This window comes from Propionigenium maris DSM 9537 (assembly GCF_027925155.1).
Lineage (GTDB): Bacteria > Fusobacteriota > Fusobacteriia > Fusobacteriales > Fusobacteriaceae > Propionigenium > Propionigenium maris.
Window position 1 is genome coordinate 56,730 of the sequence record NZ_BSDY01000002.1, and the last position, 26,487, is coordinate 83,216.

Genomic DNA, 26,487 nt, shown 5'->3' on the forward strand with positions numbered 1-26,487 from the left:
AGAAAGGTGCAAAACCTCTTCTTCATTGCAGGCATAAATAGACAACTAATTACTAAAACCACCAAGAAACAAACTTTAATACCCCCTTGAGAACGAACAAGGAGGTATTCACTTCTTCACACGGTAAACCTTTTATATAGAGAGTTTTTAAGGAGGCTTTTAAGATGAAGAGAGTAATATCCATTTTTATAATGATTTTTATTATATTCTCTCCCCTTAAGGGGGTCCACACCGATGAGAGGAGCGAAGCCCAGAGCAACACCAGGGTAGAGAAGGGCTTGGTCTATATAATTGGAGAAAACAAACCCTACTCAGGGCTTGTGGTGTCCTCCTATAAGGACGGAGGTATCAGGGATATCATCCAGTACAGGGACGGAATAGTTGACGGAAAGTTTCTCTTCTACTCCCCTAGCGGCAACCTGAGCATAAAGACCACCCACAAGAAGGGAAAGCTCCACGGCAAGTTTACCATCTACTATGAGAGCGGAAAAGTTAAGTCCACTGCCATAAACCAGGAGGGAGTCCTCCAGGGGGAGGCTGTGAGCTACTATGAAAATGGTCAGGTGGAGCTCATAGGTAACTACAACAGGGGTAAGAAGGAGGGAGTCTTCACAGAGTACTATGAGAGCGGCAGCCCCTCTATCCACAAGAACTACTCCCAGGATATGGAGGAGGGAAGGTGGATCTACTTCTTTGAAAATGGTCAGATCCAGTCAACTGAAACCTACTCCAGGGGTAAACTTCAGGGGGACTGGGTAGCCTACTATGAAAATGGACAGATAGAGGGAAGGGGACAATTTACAGATAACAACAGGGAGGGGGAGTTCCTCTTCTACTATGAAAACGGTCAGCTGAGATCCAGGGAGTTCTTTGTTGAAAATGAACCCCACGGGGAGTTCACCTTCTACTACCCCAGCGGTCAGATCCTCGAGAGGGGGAGGTACAACAAGGGAAACCCCCACGGAAGGTTTGTGAGCTACTATGAGGACGGCACCTTAGAATCGGAGCTGGGATGGATGGACGGCCAGGAGGAGGGCGTAGCGAAGTTCTACTATGAAAACGGTCAGATCTCCAGCGAATCCAACTGGACAGAGGGAGTGGCCCACGGAAGATCCCTCATCTACTACAGGAATGGAAGGGTTGAGGCAAGGGAGAATTGGCAGAGGGGCGACCTCCACGGGGAATCCATCTACTACTACGACAACGGAAAGGTAGAGGAGAGAAAGACCTTCCACAGGGGAGTCCTCCATGGAAGCCTTACCTCCTACTACAGGGACGGCTCAGTGAAGAACAAGGGAAGGTTTGTAGAGGGAAGGATCGACGGAACCTTTACATCCTACTATGAAAACGGAAAGCTAAGGGAGAAGCGTAAATACAAGGATGGCCAGCTCCAGGAGTGGACGGTCTATAATAAGGATGGCAAAAAAGAAAGATACTTTTAATAAAATTATGGAGGGGTTTCCCCTCCTTTTTTATTAAATGTATCTTTTTTTAAAATGCCTAGCCTATATTTAGGCTACATAGATTATAAATCTTCATAGTTTAAATAAAAAAAGAAGCTAACCTTCCTCTATTTAGATCTTGATGTTCATTTCTTGTCTTGATTAAGAACTTCTCCAAAGAACTTCGATACTTTTGCCTTGATACAAAAGTATCCAAAAAATCAAGTCTTCCGGCAATTGTCTTTACAAGTAATACAGATCTTCCATTGCTCTCCTGGGCTCTCTACAGAGCCTGAAGTAGTTAAACGCAATGAAGTAGACCGCTGTTGTGAAGCCAGACGACAGCCTTCAGACAGCTACGTTATTTTAAGCTCTTATAAGTAGAAAGCTCTGTTGCCTGCTCAAGAGGCTCTAATAATAAATTGCCTGCATAGATCTATAATTAATCTATATATCCCAACTGTAAGAATTAAAAGGCCGACTGCAGGTAGTCGTCGGGCACCACCAAATATGCATGCTTCGTTTCGTCGAGCAAGCTAGGTTCTATCCAGAGTCTATAAAAGAAACGAAAACTTTGCTCTACTCAGAAAGACAATTACCGGAAGTCTTGACTTTTTAGGTACCTTTTGTGTCAAGACAAAAGGTACGAATAGTTTTTACTATAAATGCAAATAATCTTAACTTAAATATTATTGCAGTCCCAAGAAATGAACTTCAAAAAATAACTATATTTAAAAGATGGATTAAAACCCTAAAAGTTACCATTTATCTCTACTCCCATAAATTCTCCCTAAAAAGAAACCACAAGCCTTTAAAGGAGAACCTTCCTGAGAGTCCAGTTTTCATAGGATTTGACTATTATTTGACACCCCCTCTATTTTTCCTTTTTTTCTTTTTTTTTGCCCCCTTCCCCAGCTCATCTAAGCCTTAAAAAACCAAATTTCCCCTTGAAAATATAAATAATATATAGATAAGATCAAATGGAATTTATGGACACAGAACACTATATGTGGTATCATACTTGGTAGATAAAAACTAAATGTAGGGGGTTTTTCATGTTCGTAATCAAGAGAGATGGAACGAAGGTTTCATTTAACGGAGAGAAAATCATTAATGCAATAAACAAAGCTGCACTGGCTGCAGGGATAAATATTCCTATGGAATTCTGTACTCAGGTGGCAGATATAGTTATGAATCAGAGCAATGATCTAGAGGTGGAGGCTATCCAGGATATCGTGGAAAATGAGCTTATGCACCAGTATCCAGATGTTGCCAAAAAATACATCCTATACAGAGATATGAGAAATGTAGAGAGACACAGAAGAACTCACATAAAGAAGGCCTTCGACGGTATCGTAACTGTTGAGAAGAACAACATCAACAATGAGAATGCAAATATGTCTGGAGACACTCCAAGTGGTCAGATGATGACATTTGCCAGCGAGACTACCAAGGACTATACACACAAGTACCTGCTGAACTCAGAGTACTCAAGGGCGCACCTAAGCGGAGATATCCACATCCACGACCTTGACTACTATCCTACTAAGACATCTACTTGTGTTCAGTATGACCTTAAGAAGCTGTTTACAGACGGATTCAAGTCTAAGCACGGAAACATCAGAGAGCCTAAGTCTATCTCTACCTACGCTGTACTGGCTACAATCGTATTCCAGACAAACCAGAATGAGCAGCACGGTGGACAGGCTATCCCAGCCTTCGACTTCTTCATGGCTCCTGGGGTACTGAAGTCATTCAGAAGACACTTCAGATACAGAGCTCTTACATTCCTTGAGGTGGACTACATCGAGGAGAAGAACAGAGAGGTTAAGGAGATAGTTAATAAACTTGTTACTACTATCGAGGTATCCGACGAGATCAAGAGACACCTTGCAGAGGAGCTGAAGCTTCCACTGTCTACAGTTGAGAGACTGGCTAAGATCGCATACAACGACACTAGAAATGAGACTCACCAGGCTATGGAAGGGTTTATCCACAACCTTAACACTATGCACTCTAGAGGAGGAAACCAGGTTGTATTCTCATCTATAAACTACGGTACAGACTCCTCTCCAGAGGGAAGAATGGTAGCCTTTGAGCTGCTTAAGGCAACTGAGGAGGGACTGGGAGATTCTGAAACTCCGATCTTCCCGATCCAGATCCTTAAGGTTAAGGAGGGAATCACTTACTCTGAGGCTGACTTTAAACTGGCTTGCTCTAACTGGGAGAAGGCTGTCAAGGGAGAGCTTGAGTTTGAAACTCCAAACTTCGATCTATTCATCAGATCTTGTGAGGTTTCATCTAAGAGACTGTTCCCTAACTTCGTATTCCTAGATGCTCCATTTAACGTAAATGAGAAGTGGGATATCAACGATCCAGACAGATATAAGTATGAGATCGCTACAATGGGATGCAGAACCAGAGTATTTGAAAATGTTCTGGGAGAGAAGTCATCTGTAGGTAGAGGAAATATCTCATTTACATCTATAAACATGCCAAGACTTGCTATCAAGGCAAGGTTAGAGGCTACAGCTGAGTTGGGAGAGGCTACAGACGAGGCTATTGCAGGCCTTGCAGCTGAGAAGTTCTTCGGGAAGGTAAGAGAGATGTCTCTATTTGTAGGTAAGCAGCTTGCAGACAGATTCTCATTCCAGAGAACAGCTCTTGCTAGACAGTTCCCGTTCATGATGTCTAACGGTATCTGGGCTGGAGGAGAGAACCTTGGTCTTAACGAGGAAGTTGGAACAGCTCTTGCTAGCGGTACCCTTGGAATAGGATTCATCGGCGGACACAACGCTATGATGGCTCTATACGGTGAGGGACACGGTAGGAACGAGAAGGCATACGACACACTATATAAAGCTGTGGAGATCATGAAGACAACTGCAGAGGAGCTAAGAGACAAGCACCAGTTAAACTTCTCAGCTCTGGCTACACCAGCAGAGGGACTATCTGGAAGATTTACAAAGATCGACAGACAGGTATTCGGAGAGATCCCTGGAGTAAACGACAGAGACTACTACATCAACTCATTCCACGTGGATGTAAAGGAGGATATCTCTGCTGTGGAAAAGATCAGAAGAGAGGCTCCATTCCACAACCTTACTAGAGGGGGACACATCACTTATATCGAGCTTGACGGTGAAGCTAAGAAGAACGTAATAGCTATCATGAAGCTTGTTAGAGAGATGCACCTGGCTGGTATCGGATACGGATCTATCAACCACCCGGTAGACAGGTGTAGAGAGTGCGGATACAAGGGAATCATCAAGACCGATTGTCCTGCATGCGGAAGCACAAGCATCTCTAAGACAAGAAGAATCACTGGATACCTTACAGGGGATCTGGATAACTGGAATTCATATAAACAAAGAGAAGAAGAAGATAGGATAAAACACGGTCTGTAAAGACCGGTTTTTACCCTAACTTCATCAAAAGAACTTTTCTTTTAAATAGATAATTCTTTTTATTCCTTCTTTGCTCACCCAAAGAAGGAACCAAGAAAGGGTGCCTCTTCCAAAATGTTTCCCGGGCAGAAGTTTTACTATCCAGCCTTTATAAGCTACAGTCCTCGCTCATAGGTTCAATATATGGGTCTATCGCTGTGGAACTTAACTTGTATAACGGCTGAGGTAGATATTTCCTGTACAAGGAGGATCAACTTGGAAGAGGACGGCAACTCAAAAGCTTCAGTATAAATAAAAGTAATAACCTAGAGGGAATTTCATATTCCCTCTTTAATTTGAAAATTTTTGGTTGTAGTTTTGATTATATTAACTTGCTGTATCTTTATCTCATCTGAAAAGGGGAGAAAATATGTTAATTAAATTTGGAAAAAAAGAGCATATGGAATCATTAATGAAGGGAACAGTCTACATGAACTCAATGGAGTTTTTTAAGGCTTATGAAGATTGTAATAATATAGGGGATCAGGAGGAAGGGGTTCAAAAAATATTACAGCCTGACCATACTAAAATTACTATAGGTCCTGTAGAATTTGAAAAAGATGGAAAACTTATAAAAATCCCAGAAAGAACTCTTAGCAAAGAAAATGGTTTGATTAATTTGAAAATTAACTTAGATATCTCAAATATTAATCTATTTTGCTTATATAAAATTTCTTTGGAAAAAATATGTAAAGATAATTTAATATTTCACCTACCACAAGAAATCAAAGATGATGAAAACTACACTCATTGTGTTATATTTAATGATCCTCAGAAATTTGTTGAAAAACTTAACTATAGTGCTAAAAATAAAAGTAATGACTTTCAAGCAAAAGTCATTGAATATGTAGATAAAGATAGTTACCATGGTGAGGTTGGTATTTTTAAAAAGTTCAAGAAATATGAACACCAAAATGAATATAGAATAGCCTTAGTACCTGATCAACAATATAGAGGAAGTAATAATGAATTTGTACTTGAAATTGGAGACTTATCAGATATCGCACTTTTAATGGAGACATCTCAATTAGAAGATTCTCTAGAGATAAGTTATAGTGAGTAACTTCAGAGCCTATTAAAGAAACTGGTACTTTGGATCTATTTTAAAAACGATATCTGTAAGTTTTAATGTTTTCAGGTTCTAAAAATACCCGACCTTTCAAGTCGACATGACTTTAGCTGGATAATTACACTAGACCGTTGAACAGATTAAGTTCAGCAGGGAACCGAGGACTATAGCTTACAAAGGTCGTATAGGAACAATTCTACTTAGAAGACATTTGAAAGGTCTTGATTTCTTGGTTACTTCTGTATCAAGACAGAAGTAACCATTAAAGTTAAAAAACTCCCTCATCCTTCTTATATTTTCTCCCTATTAAGGAGAAACATAGCTTAAATACCTAGCTTTCCCCTCTCCTTATTCAGGGAGAGGGGAATCAGAGGGGTGAGGGTTAAAAAGAAGGTATAATATGGAGAATTATTGGATGAAAACCTTTGATATATTAAAAGATTTCAAAGGAGATAATTTAAAGGTTATTAACTCAATCATTACAAGGGCTGATGCAGAAGAAAACTTATATCAAGAATTGAAAAGATGCATTGAAACAGTCTTTGATAATCCCAATGAAGATAAAGATTTCCAGCATATCCCGCACGTAGCCGTCATGCTTGCTACTTTAAATTCTAAAAGAAGCTTAAAACACCTTATAGAACTCGTTAAGATTGATATAGATTATTATAACTACTTTTTTGATGAAATTAACAGTGAATGTCTCAACTTTGTCTTTTACAAAATGGGTAAAAATAATTTAGAGGTACTTATAGCTCTTTTAAAGGATGAATCTGTACATAAGTGGGGACTTAGCTATGTGTTAGAGGGTATTTTAGCAGTCATCCAAACCGACTCAGAAGCTAGAATGAAAACATTAGAAGATTTAAAACCTTTACTTGATTCAAATTCCATGAAGCACCACCTTATGAGAGGAATCTTTCTATATGGAATAGAAGAATTGGATGACTTAGCCATGAGGAAATTTAAGAGCTCTAAGATCGATCCTATGGACCTCAGCATAGATGAGGTAACGGCTTACAGGGACAGTAAGGAAACCTTTAAGGGGTATAAAACTTTAGAAGAAGTCTATGCTCTTATCTCATCCTATGAAAGTGAAAGATTGGAATATGCATGGGAAATGGAGGATATGGATTTTTTCTAACGCTTTTTAAAAATAAAGGTTATTAAACTAAAAATTAAAAAAACGCGTAATTCTATCTTACTCCTTCCTATCAAAAGTTGGTGGTAGAAAAAAAGATAGAGATGATATTTTATTTCGGGGGCATAGAGGTCAAATATATAGAAAGCTAATGGTTTAAAGGAATTTATAGGGGCTGTAAAACTGGGTTAAGTCTAAATTCTAAGGAGCACACATGTTAACAACTATTTTCAACACACTTATGCCGGTATTTTCAGTGATACTTCTGGGATGGGCTGCCGGGAGAAGGGGAATTATCCCCCTTGCCCACTGCAGATCCCTCACAAGTTTTATAATGACCTTCAGTCTACCTGCGCTGCTCTTTAAGTTTACAGCCCAGGTGGAACCCCAGGTCCTTATGAACAGGGAGATCCTTGTGAGTTTCACAGTGGGACTTATGGTTATATATATCATAACCTTTTTATTCTACAGGTTTATCCTCAAGCACAATAAGAAGATCGGAGGGCTGGCATCCCTGACCTCCTCCTTTCCAAACTTTGCTTTCATAGGCTTACCAATACTCATGGGGCTCTATGGTGAGGAATCCCTTATACCTGTGATAATCTCCACCCTAGTGGGAAGTCTCCTTCTGGTTCCCCTCACCCTTATATTTTTAGAGGATGAGGATAAGGGAGAGGGAAGTAAGCTCATGGCCACGGGGAAGAAGGTTGTGGAGACATTTTTAAATCCGGTACTGCTGGCTCCATTAGTGGGGATCGCGGTATCCTTTAGCGGAGTAAGGATGCCCCAGGGGATCTACTCCTCTATGGCCCTCATTGGGGACCCCGCCCCGGGACTCTCCCTCTTTGCCATGGGTGTTACCATGTCGGGGTACAGGATAGTTATCTCCAGAGAGGTGGTCCTCATGGTGTTTATCAAGAGTATCCTCTCCCCCCTTGTGATGTTTTTTATAACCATGGCCATGGGGATACAGGGGATCCTTGCAAGGGAGATAGTTATACTGGGGGCTCTCCCCACAGCAACTATAGCCCCTATGTTTTCAATGAAGTACGGGCTCTATAATATGGAGTCCTCCAATGCCACAGTGGTGGGGACTATATTCTCGGTGGCTACCCTGGGAGGACTCATTACTCTTTACAGTTAACAGCTAGATCTACAATGGAATAAAGGAAAACAGGTGACGATTTTGAAGATAATAAAGATATTTAAGGAAACCATCTCCGACGGTCCGGGGTTCAGATACTCCATCTACTTCTCGGGATGCAGCCACTACTGCCAGGAGTGTCACAACCCTGAAACATGGAAGGGCGATATCGGGGATGAGGTTACAGATGAATATATGGAGAGGATAATCTCCCAGATAAAAAACAACCCCCTTCTAGACGGGGTTACCCTTTCAGGGGGAGATCCCTTCTTTGAGCCAAAAGAGCTTCTGGAGTTCCTGAAGAGGCTGAAATCCCAGGTGGATATAGATGTCTGGGCTTATACAGGCTACCTCTTTGAGGTTCTCAAGGCAGGGGAGACTACAAGGGCGTGTCTGGACTACATAGATACCCTGGTAGACGGAAAGTTTGAGAAGGCCAATGCCAACCCGGAGCTATTCTACAGGGGAAGCTCAAATCAGAGGATAATAGATGTTCAGAGCTCTCTCAGAGAGAAGAGGACAATAGAGAGAAACTACGACTAATTAGGAGGATACAAGAGATGTTAAAGGTATTTAATTCAAGAGTATATGGTTTAGAGGAGAGCGTTCTTGCAGGGGGATACCCTATGAGAGCAGATGAGATAGGTGAGTGGACGGAGGAGGAGCTTCAGCTTACTGAGAGGGATATAAAGAGAGCTGTTAAGCTTGGTAGTGTTCCTACAGGTACTGGACACGACAACTTCCTTAAGGGGATCATAGTACAGTTTGATGTGAGATATCCAAACTACTGGACTCCACAGTTCCAGAGATACTCATTCCACGATATCGTATCTTCAAACTCTAAGATGCACAGACTGACAAAGATGGAGATCAAGGATTGCTGCAACAAGTATGTGGACGATGTGGTAATCGAGAACCTGCAGAAGTGGGTGGATATCTTCAATACCTTTGAGCCTGGTATGACCGAGGTAGAGGTAGAGGGAGCTACCTACTCCAAGTATGAGGCCTTTATGAAGGTAATCTCAAACTGTCCTCTTGGATTTGAGCAGACTATGAGGGTAACAAGCAATTACCTTCAGCTGAAGACTATCTACCTTCAGAGAAAGCACCACAAGTTAAAGGAGGACTGGGGTAACTTCTGTGAGTGGTGTGAATCGTTACCTCACTTCAAGGAGTTCTGCCTGAAGTAACCTTTAAAACTAATGTAAAAAAGCCCTTTTCAGGGCTTTTTTTACTATTAGAAAGTAATGTTCTCAACTGATTATTTAGATGTAAGGTCACATTATTTCCTATTGCAAAATAAAATAACGGCCCCGCTGCAACCGTTATTCCATCCACTGACCTTTAACCAACTGGCAGGGCACCGCCCTCCTCCTGCTAAACCCTTCATGTAGGGGGCATGGTGTCCTCAGTGTCCTTCATATCCATCCCGTCGCGACCCTCTGTGTTATCTCCGCTGTTTTCGGTAACCATGTATCCTACCTGCTCTCCCTCCCTCGGTTCCATACTGAAATCTACTGCAAAATTCCTGCCTATAAACAGGGTAATTCCCAGTACTATTAAAAACTTCTTCATAATTCCTCCCTTCGAGATAACAAATAAAGTTACCTTTCTAGGATTAACCAAAGCTTAACTTCCGTTAAGAATTCTCTAAAGATTATGTTCATTTCTTTTGTCACCCAAAAGAAACGAACCAAAGAAAATGTGCCCCTCCTTATAAGCTCTCCTAAGTTTAATATTAATTTTACGACCTTTGTAAGCTACAGTCCTCGCTCTTCCTGGAAAATATATGAGTTTATCGCTGCGGAACTTAATCTGCGTAACGGTCTAGACAGATAAATAGGTTCAAAGCCATATCCATATAAAGAGGGGGATCTTACTTATTACCTGAATTAGCGCAATATTATTAAAAAATATTCTTTATCGCTGTTAGCTGTCTGCAGGCTGTCGTCTGGCTTCACATCAATAACCTGCTTCATTGCGTTTAACTTCTTTAGGCTCTGTAGAGAGTCCATGAGAGCAATGGAATCCCTGTACTGCTTATAAAGACAATTGCCGCAAGACTTGATTTTTGGGCTACTTTTGTATCAAGACAAAAGTAGCGAAGTTCTTTGGAGCTTTTCTTGCATCATGGTAAGAAAGTACCTCGCTATCTTAAAGAGAGCTAAACTATCTAAAAAAACTATTCTTTCCATAATAAAAAAGAAGCCCTCAGGGCTTCCTTTTTATAGATATACCTTCCTCTTAACTACCTGGTCTTCCCCGGCATAGATCTCAAAGTTAACAACTACCACCTGGGTTTCTCCCGCTACCTGCTCCACCTTGGCGGTTACCTCCTCCCCCTTACGCCTCACAGTAAACCTCATGAGGGAGTAATCGGCCTCATTGGTTGTTTTCCCGTCATCGTCGTAGAAGTCGTACACAGCCTTGCTCTCCAGGTTAACCACTACGTTGAGCTCCCTGATGACCTCTTCCTCCACATAATTCAGAGGTTTCCCCATAACCATCATACGGTCCCTTCTTATGAAGAAGGGAACCTCATCTATGGCAATATTCAGGTAGTGCTCCCCCTTCTTCAGCCTGTGGATCTCCCTGTTTCTTGGGTCCCTTCCCCTCCAGCAGAGCATATCCTCTGGGAGGTAGATATATCTTCCCCTTGCATTCTGGGTATATACAGGGGTCAGCATGAGAGATTCTCCGCAGAGGAGCTGATCCTCCACACCCCTGGATCTGCTGTCGTCGTACTCAAAAGCAAGGGGCATCATATACCCCCTGTCCTCCCTCACAGCCTTCATAAACTCCGAGTAGAGGTAGGGAATCATAGCATATCTCAGCTCGATAGCTCCCTTCATATACTCAGCTGAGTCGTCGTCAAAGGAGTAGGGCTCCTGGGGTCTCGTTCCCCCAGCGTGGTTTCTCAGCAAGGGAGTAAAGATGCTGAACTGGGTCCACCTGGTCACAAGCTCTGCATCGGCATGATCTCCAAATCCACCGGTGTCTCCCCCTGAGTAAAGGAAGCCGCACATACTTAAGCCCGGCATCTGCTGGATATTCAGAAGGATGTGGGACCACCAGGATTTATTGTCCCCCGTCCATATCCCCCCATACCTGTGGGCCCCTATACTGGATGCCCTGCTGAAGAGGAGAGTTCTCTCCTCCGATCTGTTTCTGGCAAATCCTTCGCTGGCAGCCCTAGTCATATTGTAACCATAGAGGTTGTGCACCTCATGGTGGTTTATCCTCCTCCCATCTTTGTCCCTGTGCCAGAACTTCTTGTAGTCCTCCTCTCTGTTGGAGAGTTCCACAACCCTGTCCTTAAACTTAAAGAAGGAGTAGATATCCAGATTCTCCCCCTGGGAGGACTTAACCTCTTCTATTACCTCCTCCAGATGGTCCGGGGTGTAGAAGAGGGCCGGCTCATTCATATCGTTCCAGAACCCCTCTATCCCCACATCTGTAAGCCTGGTGTAGAGGTTTCCCCACCACCTTCTTGTATCTGGATTGAGAAAGTCCGGGAAAGCGCAACGCCCTGGCCATACAGCCCCCACAAAGGTATCTCCCTCATTTGTGGTGCAGAAGTATCCCTTCTCCTCACCCTCATCATAGACGTCGTATCCAGCCTCTATCTTGACCCCTGCATCTATAATGGGAATCAACCTTATTCCCCTCTCCCTCATCCTCTCCACAAACTGAGGAAACTTGGGAAACTTCTTTTCATCCACGGTGAAGTCCTTGAAATCCACCATATAGTCTATATCCAGGTAGACGGTGTCGCAGGGGATTCCCCTTTCCCTCATGGCGTCTACCACCTGCTCCACCTCCCCTGCATTGAGGTAGGACCATCTACACTGCTGGTATCCAAACCCCCACTTGGGAGGGATATAGGACCTTCCCACAAGCTCCCTGAAGTTCTTGACTATCTGATTCTTGTCCTCACCCTCTATAATATAGATATCTACATCTCCAGTGGGGATCTCTATCTCCAGGATATCCCTGTGGGTAAATCCCGCATCTATTTTAAATTTTCCCGGGTAGTCTATGAATACCCCAAAGGTATCCCTTCCGTCTACAATAAAAAAGGTATGGGCCCCGTAGAGACTTCTCTTTCCCTCGGTATGCTCATAGTCATCTGTACAAAAACTTATATACTCCCTTCCCCTCTTGTTTATTCCCCCCATATTCTCACCCAGTCCAAAGATGATATCATCCCTGTCCATTGTGTAGGTAAGGTTAACTCCCTTTCCCTCTATCTCCTGAAGATATTTTAGTGGTTCATCCCCTGCCTTCTCCAGCTCCCTCACTACCACTGCTTCAGTGTCATAGGGTTTCCCATACCTGTATAAACTTATATCATCACTTATTTTATATACTGCCATCCTGCTTCCCCCTCTTATCTTGCTCTACCTTTAAACCTGCAAACTACCTGTCCTCCCCCTAAAACGATCCCCCGCTGTAAACTTATCATCCCTTATAAGGAATAATTGAAGTTTACTTTTTGAGAGATACCGCCTTCCCTGATAGGTTCCCTTTAAAAAGACAAACGTTTGCAATTCCACTATTAAGAATACTTCCAACTCCTCCAGATGTCAAAATTCTTTTTCCGCCAAGGAAAATTTTTTAATAGGAGTATATTAATAGTCAGGGAGGGAAAAGGAGGAGAATATGGATATTTCCAAGATTATTGACTGTGATGCTGTAGGCTGTATCTATAACAGAGATAAGCAATGCCATACCTTTGCTATTAATATTGGTGATGATCTGCCCGTGTGTGATACCTTTATGCGGAGTAATGACAGGGGCGGATTTGATAGTGTAACTGGAGGAGTTGGCTCATGTAAGGTTAAAAACTGTGCCAACAACAACTCCTTTGAGTGTACCTGTGACGGGATACACATGCATCTTGTTGGAAGCCACGTAGACTGTATGAACTTCACTAAAAAATAATTTTTTATATCCCTTCCCCTTAAAGGTTCTCCTGCTCAGGCGGGAGAACCTTTTTATAAGTGGGAAATTATAATTTATAGGGGATGACATTCTAATAAATAGATGATTATAAGTTTTTTTCAGAAGTTCACACTTCTGCCTCAAAAATAGGTTAAAATAGATCTATAGATTCAGAGAAGATAAACTTCTTATAATTTTTAGATGATTAATGAAAGGATGGATAGATATGAAAGCTTATCTTTATGACAGGTTAATGAGTACCATTGAGAGAAGAAAACTCCACCAGGTGAGGAAGCTCCTTCTGAGCAGTATCGGGGGAAGGGTTGTAGAGTTTGGAGCGGGGACTGGGGTAAACTTTGCCCTCTATTCTGAGGAGGCAGAGGTCACAGCAATAGAACCCGACAATACTCTCAGAGAGGAAGCCCTAAAAAAGATCGGGGAAAGAAGGATCAGCCTGATCGATGCCTCAGCAGAGGAGCTTCCCTTTGAGGATGATACCTTCGATCATGTGGTTATCACCCTGGCTCTCTGCACCATCCCAGATCCGTCAAGGGCCATTGGAGAGGCAAAAAGGGTATGCAGGAGAGGAGGTACCCTTCTTATCCTAGAGCATATAAGGAATGAGAATAAACTACTTGCCCTCCTTCAGGATATCCTGACTCCCCCATGGAAGATATTTGCCATAGGATGCCACCTCAACAGGGATACCCTCTCTCTCATAGAGGAAAACAGCTTTGAGAGGATCTCCCTCAACTACTTCTTTGGAAGAAACTTTGTTTGGGGAAGCTATAGAAATATCAAGTAGCTACTATGAGCTATTAAAGTAAGGGAGCTCTTGGAGCTTTTTATCATCACTTACTTATAGAAGATGTTCATTTCTTGTCTCATGAAAAGTAGGCATTTTTAGTTGCTAGACTTTCTTAAGTAACCCAAAAAACTCCGGCAGTTGCCGGAGTTTTTTAGTGTGGAAGATCTAGAAGTATTGAGTTACCGCCCCTGACAAAAGATGGAGGTCTGAAGTTAGAAAGGAGGAAGCCTCATGCTTCTTTTTATTGTTAAGGAAAACATGAATTTTTAAAAGTTTTACATGAAATAATTAGTGTTCCAATTGATTATCAGGATGCAACGTCACGTTGCTTTTTATCATCCTTCACCAGTTATAATTATCCCTCTACAAAACTCCAGATCCAAAGTAGTTGCAATTGAAACTAAAAAATGTTAAAATAGTTGCAATTGAAACTATTTTAGATTTTTTTAGGAGGTACCCATGATTAAGCACTTAAGGGATCTGAAGATCACCTATTATATATTGCTTCTACTATTTATCTTAACCTTTATAATTTCAGCACTTCTGGCATACTACACCCCCTACTCTGGAAGGGGATTTGTGGAGTATAGGCTTCACCCCATCTACAGTAAGATGGGTGGGGAGATAGAGGAGATCTATATCGAAGACGGCCAGGAGGTAGAGGAGGGAACACCCCTCTTTAAGCTGGACAATACCAAGCTTCAGCTGGATATAGAGGAGCTGAGATACAAGTACAGGGATGAGGAAAACCGTTTATCCGCCCTGGACTATAGGATTCTCGAAGCCAGGAAAGAGGTTCTCAAAACCAGAGAGAAGCTTGAAAAAGCAAGGGTCAACTTCCTGAGATACAGGGAGCTCTATATAGATGACTTGGTTGCCAAGGCTGAGTATGAAGAGTATGAACTGGCATACGACACAGCCAAGAGGGAGCTGGAGATAGCAGAGCTCTCAGTAGATTCCCTCAGGAAGGAGAGGGGTAAAACCTCCACGGAAAACGAGGTCTTAAAGTCCCTGGAAGCCAGGATAAAAAAGACGGAAAAGGATCTGAGGGATACAGTGGTAAGAGCCCCTGCCATGGGAGAGATCTCCATCCACCAGCTCTATAGGGGACAGATAGTCAATGGCAGCAAGAGCTATGGCTATGTATACAATAGGAAGGATATGAATATCTATGTGGATTATATGGAGAAGAGTCTCATCAACCTAAGGAACGGTCAGAAGACCCTTGTGGTTTTTGATTCTATACCTGGAAAGATCTTTAAGGGTCACGTGATTAAGACCACCAACCACCTAAAATCCGGATACACCTCCCCAGAAAGCCTTCAGGAGATAAAGGAGGATACCAGATGGATCAGAACCACTGGAAGGGGAAGGGTGAGGATTGTTGTGGATGATCTTCTCCCGGCAGAGGCGAATATAAGCTCGGGATCAAAGGTAGCAGTGGGAGTAGTAGATGATAAACACTGGATACTCTCAGGTATCAACCACCTGTGGATGAAGCTAGTCTCTGCTTCCAACTACATCTATTAGGAGGTAGCTATGAGAGAAGAGAAGGAATTAAAAAATCTTTTTAATCGAATATTATTTACAAGTGTTTTTGGGTTGATGGTAGCACTCCTCTCCCACTTTAGGAACCCCTTTTTTATATCCTTCTTCTCTGTTTCCATAACCCTGGCAATGAAGAGGTATGAGGTAAGGTTATTACTGGAGAAGATAGGTGCCATATGCATCGGCCTTCTTTTGGGAGTTGTGGCCACCGAGTTATTTATACCCTTTCCCCACCTGGAAAGCCTCTTGGTATATATAATCTTTGTGACTACCCTTAAGCTATTTGCCCACGACTATAAATCAAACACCGTTTTTATATCTAATTTTAGTTTTATGTATGCTTCTATATTTGGTAGCTATTTGGAAGCGACCTTTGATGAAGAAGCATTACAGTATCTCTGGGAGATGCTCTGGGTAGTTATCATAGTTACTATTACATTTAAGTTATTTCCAAGTAATATGAACATGGAGGAGGTTAAACCCCTGAAAGAATCCAGGGTTCAAAATTGGAAGGTGTACTTTTTTTCACTGATTCTTTCCCTTGTTTGGGTCTTTTCTATGTACTTTGAATTCAGGTTCGCTTTTTTTGCTTATGTAGTCCTAATTTCAATTTTTATAGGCTTTGATACTAAGACTATGGGATTTAAGGCTGTAGAGAATATAAAAACCCACTTTAAGGCCTGCTCTATCACCGCCATCTTCAGCCTTCTCCTCTATGGGATGGTTCAAAATGTTCTCCTGATGTCCCTTGGGTTACTATTGGTATTTATCCCCATTGTTCGTAATGCTGTGTACCCTAAAGATCCAAAAAAAATATACAGTAACTTTTCCTTAATTTCTGGGTTGATAGTTCCATTCACTCTCTATATCAATTTAGATGGGGCAGCAGTATACAAGTGCCTTTTAAGATCTAATATGATAACCCTAAGTATGCTGTTAATACTTTTTATTTTAAAGATTTTGCCTTATAATAAGTTATCTTAATTATAATTTAATGAAAGGACGGTTACCTTGAAAGAAAAAGAACTAATTCAGACTGTTGCAATTATCTATAGATACCAGATAATGATTTTAAACCAGAGACTTTCAAAGTATCAGATGACTACGGGACTGGCTCCCTTCCTCCTCTCCATAGATACCAATCCTGGTACCTCCCTCATCTCCCTGAGCAGGGAGCTCTTTATAGACAAAGCTACAACTACCAAAGCTGTTACAAAACTCATAGACGGGGGATTTATAGAGAAGATGGCAGACCCCGCCGACAGAAGAGCCTTTAAGCTCTACATTACTCCCAAGGGAAAGGATATCTGCAGGGAGGTCAGGGTGGAGGCCTCCATCTTCAGAGAAGAGATCTTAGAGGGCTGCTCTCAGGAGGATTACAAAGCTACCCTCAAGGTTTTAGGTCAGGTTTTTGAAAATATGAGGAAAATATCCTCCCACTAGTGGATGCTGCCATTTAAAAGGTGATGCAGATCTACCTTGAAGGAAAGCTCTCCCTATTGCTGTATAAGAGGGTGAATAAATAAGGAGAGTGATGGATCATGAAAAAGATATTTTTTATAGCATTAATCCTGATACTGGGATCTCCCGTCCTTGCTGATAATGGAGTGGAGAATAAGCGGGAGGTCTACGGACTTTATGATATCTACTGGCAGACCAACAGTGCTAAAGCCAGCGGGATCGACATAGATGAGGAGCAGCTGGAAAGGGCCACAGAGATCATAAATGAGTGGTTTTATCTCATGAAGAAACTGGAGCACAAGAAGCTGGGCTATATAATCGAGATCGACAGACTCATGGCCAGGGATAATAAGACCAGAGACTATGAGGGAATCAGAAAGTATATCGACAGGATCAAAGAGATTGAAGGGGAAGAGGACATGCTTACAGACCGCTACCAGAAGAGGCTGAAAAAAGAGGTGGATCTGGAAAAGATTCAGAGTGTATATTAATAAAAAACTTTTTTGCCACGCCAAATGGCATCAGCTTTTTTTATGAAATAGACTATACTATCTTCAGGTAGGGAGTAGCATCCCGACTAAAAACTTTTTCATAATTATCTCTTAAAAGGGCAGCCATTCTCCCAAAGATTTAGGCTGCCTTTTTTATTGTTCTTTTTAGATAAATGTTATATCATATCTATTGGTACAGCGTATTTTTTAAGGGGAGCGACGATGAAAGATGAAGACAGAAGTGTATTTTTACATAAGGGATAGAAAGGGAAGTTCATATCTATGTGATTTTTTCATAGAACATGAAACCTCCTATGAGGTCAAGGAGGCGAACTGGCATCACATTAAAAGAATTATAGAAAAAAAATATACAAGAGATAGAATTCTTGAGATCTACAATGAGGAGCAGGAGGACTACTCCCTCCATATTAAACCCAAGGATATAGAGGAGGTTTCTCCAGTTTATAGAATGGGGACTACACCGTGGATAGAGGGAATCTATTTTTCAGAGAGGTTTCCTGAAAAGGAGTATTTAGAAGGAAGGGCCAGAAAGATCCACTACAGCAATGACTTTATCTGCTTTCAGGTAGAGTGCCTGGATAACGATGTGGATAACTCCAAAAAGTTCTGGACAAACCTTTATTCCGACGGGGAGGGGGACACCTTTGAACCCTTTGAGAAGATAAATATTCTCAGGTGGTAGCTTTAAATTTTATCTTTAACTTAATAGGAGGGAAGATCTAAGGATCTTCCCTCCTATTTTATCTCTATCTACTCTTCCAGGAGATAGGTTACATCCCCCTCTACCCTGGAGGCTGGATAACCTCCCTCCAGAACCTTACTTAGGATATCCTCCTTCTTTCTGGTAAGAAGAAAAACCTTTCTTCTGCACCGGTTTATCGTATCTATCCCAAGGCTTATCCTGCTGTATCTGTGGTAATCGCTTTCCACCGAGGGGACCACCCTTCCAAGAAGGTCTATATTGTCTGGAAAGAGGGAGGCTGTGTGACCATCCTCTCCCATCCCAAGAAATATGAGATCAAATCCCCTTCCCTGTTTATGAAAAAACTTTTCCACCTCAAACTCATACTCCTTCTTACTCTTCTCCAGACTCTCAAAGTGCTTTACATACCTTATATTTCCACTGGGAATCTCTATTTTGCTGAGAAGGGTTCTCCAGAGGTTTCCATAGTTGCTCTCTGGGTCCTCTGGAGGAAGATACCTCTCATCCACCATGAATATATGTACCCTCCTCCAATCTATATCTGCCTTGGCCAGGAGCTTGAAGAGAGGCTTTGGAGTACTCCCCCCAGAGATAGCTACGGAAAACGCCCCCCTCTCCTCTATACTTCTCCTGTACTCCTCCAAAAATATCTCCAGAGCCCTTTCATAGAACTTCCTGTGCCCTATCCTCTCTATCATCTATACTTCCTCCATATCTATACAGTTATCGCTTATCCTCCAGCACCTTCCATCCCTGAAGAGAAGATCCTGAGCCTCTTCCGGTCCCCAGCTGCCGCTCTCATAGTTTGGAAGGGAGGTTGTGTCTACCTTCTCAAAGTATCTGTTGATAGGATCTGCAACCTCCCACATAGCCTCTATCCCGTCCTGCCTTGCAAAGAGGGTGAGATCCCCCCTCAGGCAGTCCAGTATAAGCCTCTCATAGGCATCCAGGTTATCATAGGTCCCCAGCTGCTTATAGTTAAACTCCATCTCCACTGGATGGGGATAGTTTTCACTCCCCGGATACTTGGAGTTCAGCCTGAAGGATATCCTCTCCTCTGGCTGTATGGAGATAAGAAGGCCATTGGGAACTATCTCATTGCACTCATCCCCAAATAACTTCAGAGGGGGCTGCTTAAACTGGATGTAGATCTCAGTCACCTTCTCCCTGAGACGCTTTCCGGCCCTGATATAGAATGGTACCCCCGCCCACCTCCAGTTATCCACAAAAAACTTACCTGCCATAAAGGTGGGTGTATTGGAATCCTCCTCTACATCCCTCTCCTCCCTATAGGCCAAAATCTCATCTCCCTCTCCATACTGTCCCTTTACCAGGTTTTCTCCCAGGTCCTTCTCGTTCATGGACCTTATAGACTTAAATATCTTCAGTTTCTCATCCCTTATCATATCCGCATGAAAATCAGCAGGAGGCTCCATGGCCACCAGAGCCAGGAGCTGCATAACATGGTTTTGAACTATGTCCCTTACTACCCCTGCCCCCTCATAGAACTTCCCCCTATGCTCTATCCCGATACTCTCAGCTGCAGTTATCTGCACGTGATCGATAAAGTTTCGGTTCCACAGGGGTTCAAATATACTGTTTCCAAACCTAAAGAAGAGGATATTCTGCACAGTTTCCTTTCCCAGATAGTGGTCGATCCTGTAGATCTCCTCCTCCCTGAATACCTTCAAAACAACCTCATTGAGCCTTCCTGCGCTCTCCCTGTCCACCCCAAAGGGTTTTTCCATTACCACCTTCCTGGGGTAACCACTCTCCCTGAGGAAGTCCTGCCCCAGATTTTTAATCACCGTTTCAGCAAAAACCGGAGGTATAGCCAGATAGTAGACCAGCTGCACATCCTCTTTTGAAAGATCCCTATGGAGATCCAGTATCTCCCTATACCTACTTTCCTCATGAAACTCTCCTGATATGTAGTGAAACCTTCCTGTAAATTCCTCCAGGTCTCCCCTCTCAACTCTTTTATAGTAGGTGTCAATGGAGGATCTCACTACCTCCCTGTACTCCTCAGTAGACATCCCAGGCATCCCATATGAGATAACGTTAAAACCCTCGTGAAGCCTCTTCAGAGAGTAGAGGTTGTAGAGGGAGGGGATAAGCTTTCTTTTGCTGAGATCTCCGCTCCCGCCAAATATCACCAGGGTAAAGGGAGATTTGCCCTGGATGCTCCTGCTGAAGTCTATATCGCATACCCTCTTCATCCTACTCCCCCCTCTTCTTAAAACCATGCCCCCCAAACTCATTTCTAAGTCCTGCTATCACCTTATCTGTAAAGGTTTCCTCCCTACGGGATCTGAACCTCTGCAGCAGGGAGAGAGTTATAAGGGGAGCTGCCGCTCTCTGCTCTATCCCCTCGAGCACCGTCCACCTTCCCTCCCCTGAATCCTCTACATATCCCCTGATATCTGAAAGCTCCCCGTCCCTTGCAAACATCTTTTCACACAGCTCCAAGAGCCATGAATCTATTACGCTTCCACTCTGCCATACCTTGGATATCCTCTCCAGGTCCAGATCGAACTCCTCCTTGTTTTTCAGAAGTTCAAATCCCTCTCCATAGGCCTGCATGAGGGCATACTCTATTCCGTTGTGGACCATCTTTACGTAGTGCCCCGATCCCACAGGTCCCATGTGGGCATATCCATCCTCTGCTCCCAAATCTCTGAGGATAGGTTCCACTATCTTATAGGCCCTGTGGGATCCCCCTACCATAAAACAGTATCCCTTTTCAAGGCCCCATATTCCTCCACTGGTCCCTGCATCCACAAGTTCGTGGTCATACTCCTTTACCTCATCAGCCAGAATCACAGTATCCTTGTAGTAGGAGTTTCCCCCGTCCACTATAACCCTGTTCCCCTCAAGGCCCTTTGCCACCTTGGTTAGAGTATCAAAGGTTATATTGTCGGGAAGCATACTCCACACAACTTCCGCACCATGATTGTTACACTTCTCTATGAAGTCCTCTATATCCCTTGCCCCATGAGCTCCCAGCTCCTCATACCTCTCCCTCAACTCCTGATTTAAATCAAAGACCACCATCTCATGCCCCTTCTCAAGGAGCTTTCTGGTCATATTTCCTCCCATCTTTCCCAGTCCTATCATTGCTATCTTCATCTCGTTCCCCCTATCTGTCTATATTCATTATCTACCTATCTATTTACTCTAACTCCCCCTGCTATCCTCTTACATAAGAAAAACTCCCCTTTCCAGGGGAGTCCTCAAAGTATCTCATTATTTAATTTTTTCATAGGATACTAGAGCTCCCATCTTCTTCCTATTAAAGATATCATCGGTAGATTGCATATCCTCAACAGATCTATCTCAGCCTCTCTATGAGCTCCTGCCTCTCCTTATCGGGCATATTCTTTATATCCTTGTATGTTATCTTCTTCATCTCACTCTTCTCCATCTTACCTTTAATTTATTGGGTTTTTAAACCTTTCACCTTTAAACTACTTCTAAAAGTAGATCATTGTATCACATTGACGTGTAGTCAATTAAACCAGGTAATCCGATATCTTCTTTAGTTTTGAAATCTCTAATGAATTCTAAGGTTTATAATAAAAACCCCCTCATAAATTGAGGGGGTTTTAGCGAAAGTTATATTAAGGGATCTACCTACTTGTCAGATTCTCCTCTGTCCATAGTATCCAGCTCTCTGTGGAAATCTGCATACCTTGTAAAGTTTGCCTCTATCTCAGCCTTATCGCTGCTCCAATCTGTATCTGTATATCTGCTCAGCCTTTCTACCTGGGCTCTGTTTACATCCACTATATCTCTCTTCTCATTGTAGTCAAAATCTCTACCAAAGGATACTGCTCCTACTACCATCATTAACATTAGTAATACTTTTTTCATCTCTACGCCTCCTACAGCTAATCTCTAATATTTTAATCTTTTAAATAATCCTATAAATTCTACTTATCCGACTCCCCTCTGTCCATTGTATCCAGCTCCCTGTGGAAATCTGCATACCTTGTAAAGTTTGCCTCTATCTCAGCCTTATCGCTGCTCCAATCTGTATCTGTATATCTGCTCAGCCTCTCTACCTGGGCTCTGTTTACATCCACTATATCTCTCTTCTCATTGTAGTCAAAATCTCTACCAAAGGATACTGCTCCTACTACCATCATTGCCATTAATAATACTTTTTTCATCTCTACGCCTCCTACAGCTAATCTTTAATATTTTAATCTTTTAAAAACACCTCTAAAAATAGTTACTACTAGCGGAATATCTCTCAAATTCCAGATTCACCTCCTCTACTGTGGTCTCTTGAGAAGCCCAGCTTGAGAAGTCATATCTGCCGCCCCTTTCTAGGGAGATCGTATCAAATTTAGACCTTTCCTCCTTCTCCCTGTACTCAAAGTCCCTGCTATATGTTGTTACACCAAACACAATCATAACTATAATTAATAGATTCTTCATTCTAAAATCTCCTGCTTCCATATTCTCTAATCTTGAATTTTCATAATATTTCTATCTGTGATCCCTTAAAGCTTCCGTCCTAATTAAGTCTATATTCTCCCTGGAAACCTTTTCTATTACCTTCTCCTGAATCCTACCTGATAGATACCTTCCATATCCCACGCCTGCTCCAGAAGCCATTACCTTCTCTCCTCCTAAAACTGTCATAGCCATTAATACTGCAATTGTCATTATCTTTTTCATTTTAAATCTCCTGTCTTCTGCAATTTCTTACTTTTTAATTCAACAATATCTTACAATATCATCTGCCATTTTTCCGTAACATATGTTACTATCTGTGATTTCTTAAAGCTTCCGTCTTTATCATATCTATATTCTCTCTGGAAACCTTTTCCATTACCTTCTCCTGAAACCTACCCGATAGATACCTTCCATATCCTACACCTGCTCCAGAAGCCATTACCTTCTGTCCTCCTAAAACTGTCATAGCCATTAATACTGCAATTGTCATTATCTTTTTCATAGAACCCACTCCTCAGAATTATTCATTTCCGAATAATATCTTTTAAAAAAATATCCGTTTCCGGATGTTATAGTTAAATTAAATGGGGATCTTCTCCCCTGCCAAGTCGATCTTTATATTCATTCCCTATCGAACAATATAATTTTATTCGAATTCGAATGTTTTGTCAACAATTTTTTTAAATTTATTTTCAGGCTATACAGACCTTAGTGTGTATAGCCTCTATCCTTAACCTATCCCTTATAGGAGAGGTTTTCCTTCATCACCATAAGGATGTTTTTTAACTCTTCCACCTGCTCTTGGGTAAGACCCTTGGTAGTTTTAAAGAGAAACTCATGGGCTATCTCGTCGAAATCCCGACCGTAAGCTACTCCCTGGGGGGTCAGCTTCACATAGACATTCCTCTTGTCTAGGCTGCACTGAGCCCTCTCTATAAGACCTTCCTCTGAATATCTGCTCACAATGTCGCAGAGAGTGGATTTTGACTTCCTCCAAATATGAGCTACTTCCTTAAACTCAAGTTTGTTGTTGTTAGCCAGAAGGATCATAAACAATCCTGCGTGCTTAGGTTGAATAGGGATCTTTCTCTTCTTCATCTCTTTCTTTAGGTACTCATCAAACTTGTCACTGATATGGTACATCATACCAATTACACAACTTGCCTGAATCATATTATCACCACCATTCATTCTATTTCGTATAAATTATATCCGTTTCCGAATGTTTTGTCAATAGGATTCGGTAATTTTTTTATAATTTCTATACCTTCCTTAATATCAAAAAAGGGCCGGTCACCCGGCCTCTCCTCTACTCCTTGAGTTTTTCAGCTTTCTTTGAGGAGTTTATAACTACAATATACTTAATATACCTTCTCTCCCGCTTATCCAGAAGTCTGGAATCCTCCGAGAGTTCCTTGAGGTTAAAGATAGCCGCCTCTGCTCCCTCTGGGATATACTTCTTCAGTATATTCAGCTTCTCCCTCACCCCCTTCTTTCTGTAATCGGGATGGTTCTTGTCGTTGTAGAGAAACTCTATAGCCGTTATGCTCCTGTAGAAATCCGGAGCAAAGTCCTCCACCAGCTGGGCAAACCTTATCTCATTGCTGTCCTCCCTTCCGGAGATATGAAACCTTCCCCATTGACCATAGAACTCATCGTGGGGAAAGGCCTTGAAGAGCCTGATAAAGTTCTCAAAGATAAACTTCTCCCTCATATAGAAATAGATCTCCTCATTAGCCTTCAGATTTAAAAACTCAATGGTGTTGAGGGCATTAAAGATTATGGCCTCTATATCTACAAGCTCCTCGGCAGTATAGTATTTTTCAGCTGCTGTTCTTCCCAGGATAAAGTTCATCCTGGAGGTTTTGAAGGCATCCAGGATATCATCTCTCCTATACCTTAGTTTCTTCTTCTTTATTATCTCCTCTACATTTCTGTAGATATTCTTGTAGTCCTCTCCAGGGGGGAGGATCATATCGTGTATCTCCTTAAAGAGAACCTTGGCTTTTCTAAAGCCTTCCCTATCCTCTGGAGCCAGCTCCTCTACCTCCACCTTTTCAAGGATATCGTGTACAGCCAGGAGGGGAATCCAGTACTGGTGCTCCATATCCAGTCCGTATATCTTTATCTTTTCTCCCTCTGGCAGGGTACGGTTGTAGTTGTAGAGCTCCTTCCAGAACTCATAGTCCTCTACGGAAAAGTCGTGGCTTCCCTCCAGGGAGTAGTTTACAAGCTCCAGATACTTTTCCTCACCTGTCTCCAGGTACTTGTTTAAAAAGTATCCCGAGCTGTACCCCAGCTCTCCCAGATACCTTCTTATACCGTGCACCTCATAGAAGTACCTTATGAGCTGTATCCTCAGCTGATAGTTTTCCTGAAATCCGTGGGTCTCCCCAGAAAAAAACACCCTCACTTCCCTCTCATCGTCCAGGTATTTAAAGTTTTCCCCACTATACTCTTCAAGGCTTATCACATGGACATTGTTTTTCAGATACTCCTCCTCTGAAACCTTTGGGAAAACAGCAATACCTATACTCAAAAATATCAGCATTAAAACACTCTTCATGGGAACACCTCCTGTAGTTTTTTACAAGGCTCCCTGCAACATTCCTACCTGGCTAATTATAAAGGATTTTTCATTAATTAAAGAATATTATCTGATAGGAGGATTGAATATGAATAGAAAAGAACTTTTAAAAGATGTAAAAAGGGTCGTTATCAAGGTGGGGACCTCTTCCCTTACCCATGAAAACGGTCTCCTAAATATCGACAAGATAGAAAAGCTGGTAAGGGCTGTTGCCCACGTACAGAATATTGGGTATGAGGTGGTCCTGGTGAGTTCCGGAGCCATAGGAGCAGGCCTGGGAAGGTTGAAGCTATCTGAAAGGCCTACCACTATTCCCGAGAAGCAGGCTGTGGCTGCTGTGGGACAGGTAGCCCTCATCCACCTCTACCAGAAGTTGTTTTTTGAATACGGTAAAAACATAGGACAGCTCCTTCTCACCAGGGGAGACTTTGCAGACAGAAGGAGATTTTTAAATGGGAGAAATGCCTGTTTCGAGCTCATAAGGAAGGGGGTCATCCCCATTATAAATGAAAATGATGCAGTGGCTACCGAGGAGATCAAGGTGGGGGATAACGATACCCTCTCAGCCCTTGTGGCTACCCTTATAGATGCAGACCTCCTCATAATCCTTTCAGATATCGAGGGGCTCTATACTGCAGACCCCAGGAAAGATCCAAAAGCCACCCTCATCCCCCTGGTTACAGAAATCGATACCAAGATAAGGGAGATGGCTGCCGGGGCAGGAAGCAAGCTTGGAACCGGGGGAATGGCCACAAAGATAAGTGCAGCTGAGATAGCCACCTCCAAGGGTGTGAAGATGCTCATAGCAAATGGGGAGGATCCCCACATCCTGGTGGATATCATGGATGGGCACCAGGCAGGAACCCTGTTTGTTCCAGGGTCTCACCCTGTAAGTGCTAAGAAACACTGGATAAAGTATGGATCCAACAGAGCAGGAACTCTCATACTGGACTCTGGAGCTTGCAGGGCCATAGGCCAGGGAAAGAGTCTTCTTCCCGGTGGGATCACAGGGGTGAAGGGAGATTTTCTCAAGGGGGACATCGTCTCCCTCTGTACATCAGAGGGAAGCGAGGTAGCTGCTGGGATCGTAAACTACTCCTCTAGGGAGGTAGAACTCATCAAGGGAGCCAAAACCTCTGAGATAGAGGGGATCCTGGGCTACCAGGAGTACAAGGAGGTTGTACACAGCAATAATATGTTTAGAAATTAAGGAGGAAG

General features: G+C 42.5%; 27 protein-coding genes. 15 read left to right on the forward strand and 12 right to left on the reverse strand.

All coding sequences use genetic code 11. The features are described from left to right. The first annotated feature begins 164 nt into the window (after positions 1-164). From QMG11_RS02160 to QMG11_RS02190, 7 genes are all read left to right on the forward strand, one after another. Positions 165-1,442, forward strand: coding sequence for a toxin-antitoxin system YwqK family antitoxin (locus QMG11_RS02160; RefSeq protein WP_281833082.1), 1,278 nt, complete (start codon positions 165-167; stop codon positions 1,440-1,442). A 1,055-nt stretch (positions 1,443-2,497) separates the two neighbouring features. Further along, positions 2,498-4,849 (forward strand): anaerobic ribonucleoside triphosphate reductase, encoded by a 2,352-nt coding sequence (locus tag QMG11_RS02165; RefSeq protein ID WP_281833084.1) that lies wholly within the window; start codon positions 2,498-2,500, stop codon positions 4,847-4,849. A 409-nt stretch (positions 4,850-5,258) separates the two neighbouring features. Continuing rightward, on the forward strand, positions 5,259-5,951 hold the full coding sequence (locus QMG11_RS02170; protein WP_281833088.1) for a hypothetical protein: 693 nt from the start codon (positions 5,259-5,261) through the stop codon (positions 5,949-5,951). Positions 5,952-6,372: 421 nt separating this feature from the next. Continuing rightward, the gene (locus tag QMG11_RS02175; protein ID WP_281833091.1) at positions 6,373-7,101 is read left to right on the forward strand and encodes a DUF1186 domain-containing protein; all 729 of its coding nucleotides are present in this window, start codon (positions 6,373-6,375) and stop codon (positions 7,099-7,101) included. Between the two features lie 211 nt (positions 7,102-7,312). After that, complete coding sequence (locus QMG11_RS02180; protein WP_281833094.1) at positions 7,313-8,242, forward strand: AEC family transporter; 930 nt, start codon at positions 7,313-7,315, stop codon at positions 8,240-8,242. Positions 8,243-8,275: 33 nt separating this feature from the next. Continuing rightward, positions 8,276-8,785, forward strand: a complete 510-nt coding sequence (nrdG, locus tag QMG11_RS02185; protein ID WP_373877211.1) for an anaerobic ribonucleoside-triphosphate reductase activating protein — start codon at positions 8,276-8,278, stop codon at positions 8,783-8,785. A 17-nt stretch (positions 8,786-8,802) separates the two neighbouring features. After that, on the forward strand, positions 8,803-9,432 hold the full coding sequence (locus QMG11_RS02190) for a hypothetical protein (protein WP_281833100.1): 630 nt from the start codon (positions 8,803-8,805) through the stop codon (positions 9,430-9,432). 196 nt (positions 9,433-9,628) lie between these two features. Here QMG11_RS02190 and QMG11_RS02195 read toward each other — a convergent pair whose 3' ends face one another. Beyond that, positions 9,629-9,817: a hypothetical protein gene (locus QMG11_RS02195; protein WP_281833109.1), complete on the reverse strand. Its 189-nt coding sequence runs from the start codon at positions 9,815-9,817 to the stop codon at positions 9,629-9,631. Positions 9,818-10,467: 650 nt separating this feature from the next. Further along, positions 10,468-12,618, reverse strand: a complete 2,151-nt coding sequence (locus tag QMG11_RS02200) for a TIM-barrel domain-containing protein (protein WP_281833111.1) — start codon at positions 12,616-12,618, stop codon at positions 10,468-10,470. A gap of 286 nt (positions 12,619-12,904) precedes the next feature. Between QMG11_RS02200 and QMG11_RS02205 the strand changes: the two genes are divergently transcribed. The 7 genes from QMG11_RS02205 to QMG11_RS02235 all read left to right on the forward strand — a co-directional run bounded on the left by QMG11_RS02205 (position 12,905) and on the right by QMG11_RS02235 (position 18,197). Next, entirely contained in the window at positions 12,905-13,186 is a 282-nt protein-coding gene (locus QMG11_RS02205; protein WP_281833120.1) for a DUF1540 domain-containing protein, read from the forward strand. A 226-nt stretch (positions 13,187-13,412) separates the two neighbouring features. Further along, positions 13,413-13,991 (forward strand): class I SAM-dependent methyltransferase, encoded by a 579-nt coding sequence (locus QMG11_RS02210; RefSeq protein ID WP_281833127.1) that lies wholly within the window; start codon positions 13,413-13,415, stop codon positions 13,989-13,991. Between the two features lie 462 nt (positions 13,992-14,453). Further along, on the forward strand, positions 14,454-15,524 hold the full coding sequence (locus tag QMG11_RS02215) for an HlyD family secretion protein (protein ID WP_281833130.1): 1,071 nt from the start codon (positions 14,454-14,456) through the stop codon (positions 15,522-15,524). A 9-nt stretch (positions 15,525-15,533) separates the two neighbouring features. Next, entirely contained in the window at positions 15,534-16,526 is a 993-nt protein-coding gene (locus QMG11_RS02220) for a hypothetical protein (protein WP_281833133.1), read from the forward strand. Positions 16,527-16,553: 27 nt separating this feature from the next. Then, positions 16,554-16,985 carry a MarR family winged helix-turn-helix transcriptional regulator gene (locus tag QMG11_RS02225; RefSeq protein WP_281833135.1) on the forward strand — a complete coding sequence of 144 codons (432 nt, stop codon included), beginning with the start codon at positions 16,554-16,556 and terminating at the stop codon, positions 16,983-16,985. A 98-nt stretch (positions 16,986-17,083) separates the two neighbouring features. Then, positions 17,084-17,494 (forward strand): hypothetical protein, encoded by a 411-nt coding sequence (locus QMG11_RS02230; protein WP_281833138.1) that lies wholly within the window; start codon positions 17,084-17,086, stop codon positions 17,492-17,494. A 229-nt stretch (positions 17,495-17,723) separates the two neighbouring features. After that, positions 17,724-18,197, forward strand: coding sequence for a hypothetical protein (locus QMG11_RS02235; protein WP_281833140.1), 474 nt, complete (start codon positions 17,724-17,726; stop codon positions 18,195-18,197). A 68-nt stretch (positions 18,198-18,265) separates the two neighbouring features. On the opposite strand, the gene pgl is transcribed toward QMG11_RS02235, so the two are convergent. The 10 genes from pgl to QMG11_RS02285 all read right to left on the reverse strand — a co-directional run bounded on the left by pgl (position 18,266) and on the right by QMG11_RS02285 (position 25,248). Then, positions 18,266-18,916 (reverse strand): 6-phosphogluconolactonase, encoded by a 651-nt coding sequence (pgl, locus tag QMG11_RS02240; protein ID WP_281833144.1) that lies wholly within the window; start codon positions 18,914-18,916, stop codon positions 18,266-18,268. Further along, positions 18,917-20,437: a glucose-6-phosphate dehydrogenase gene (gene zwf, locus QMG11_RS02245; protein WP_281833146.1), complete on the reverse strand. Its 1,521-nt coding sequence runs from the start codon at positions 20,435-20,437 to the stop codon at positions 18,917-18,919. 1 nt (position 20,438) lies between these two features. Then, entirely contained in the window at positions 20,439-21,347 is a 909-nt protein-coding gene (gene gnd / locus QMG11_RS02250) for a phosphogluconate dehydrogenase (NAD(+)-dependent, decarboxylating) (protein ID WP_281833148.1), read from the reverse strand. A gap of 504 nt (positions 21,348-21,851) precedes the next feature. Then, entirely contained in the window at positions 21,852-22,091 is a 240-nt protein-coding gene (locus QMG11_RS02255; protein WP_281833150.1) for a hypothetical protein, read from the reverse strand. 59 nt (positions 22,092-22,150) lie between these two features. After that, complete coding sequence (locus QMG11_RS02260) at positions 22,151-22,390, reverse strand: hypothetical protein (RefSeq protein ID WP_281833151.1); 240 nt, start codon at positions 22,388-22,390, stop codon at positions 22,151-22,153. A gap of 52 nt (positions 22,391-22,442) precedes the next feature. Further along, positions 22,443-22,661 (reverse strand): hypothetical protein, encoded by a 219-nt coding sequence (locus QMG11_RS02265; RefSeq protein WP_281833153.1) that lies wholly within the window; start codon positions 22,659-22,661, stop codon positions 22,443-22,445. Positions 22,662-22,712: 51 nt separating this feature from the next. Then, the gene (locus QMG11_RS02270) at positions 22,713-22,904 is read right to left on the reverse strand and encodes a hypothetical protein (protein ID WP_281833154.1); all 192 of its coding nucleotides are present in this window, start codon (positions 22,902-22,904) and stop codon (positions 22,713-22,715) included. An 88-nt stretch (positions 22,905-22,992) separates the two neighbouring features. Then, positions 22,993-23,184 (reverse strand): hypothetical protein, encoded by a 192-nt coding sequence (locus tag QMG11_RS02275; RefSeq protein ID WP_281833155.1) that lies wholly within the window; start codon positions 23,182-23,184, stop codon positions 22,993-22,995. 233 nt (positions 23,185-23,417) lie between these two features. Further along, complete coding sequence (locus QMG11_RS02280) at positions 23,418-23,855, reverse strand: MarR family winged helix-turn-helix transcriptional regulator (RefSeq protein ID WP_281833156.1); 438 nt, start codon at positions 23,853-23,855, stop codon at positions 23,418-23,420. 136 nt (positions 23,856-23,991) lie between these two features. After that, positions 23,992-25,248 carry a TraB/GumN family protein gene (locus QMG11_RS02285; RefSeq protein ID WP_281833157.1) on the reverse strand — a complete coding sequence of 419 codons (1,257 nt, stop codon included), beginning with the start codon at positions 25,246-25,248 and terminating at the stop codon, positions 23,992-23,994. 109 nt (positions 25,249-25,357) lie between these two features. On the opposite strand from QMG11_RS02285, the gene proB reads away from it, so the two are divergent. Further along, a complete protein-coding gene (gene proB, locus QMG11_RS02290) occupies positions 25,358-26,479 on the forward strand; it encodes a glutamate 5-kinase (RefSeq protein WP_281833158.1) in 1,122 nt (373 codons plus the stop codon). Positions 26,480-26,487: the final 8 nt, after the last annotated feature.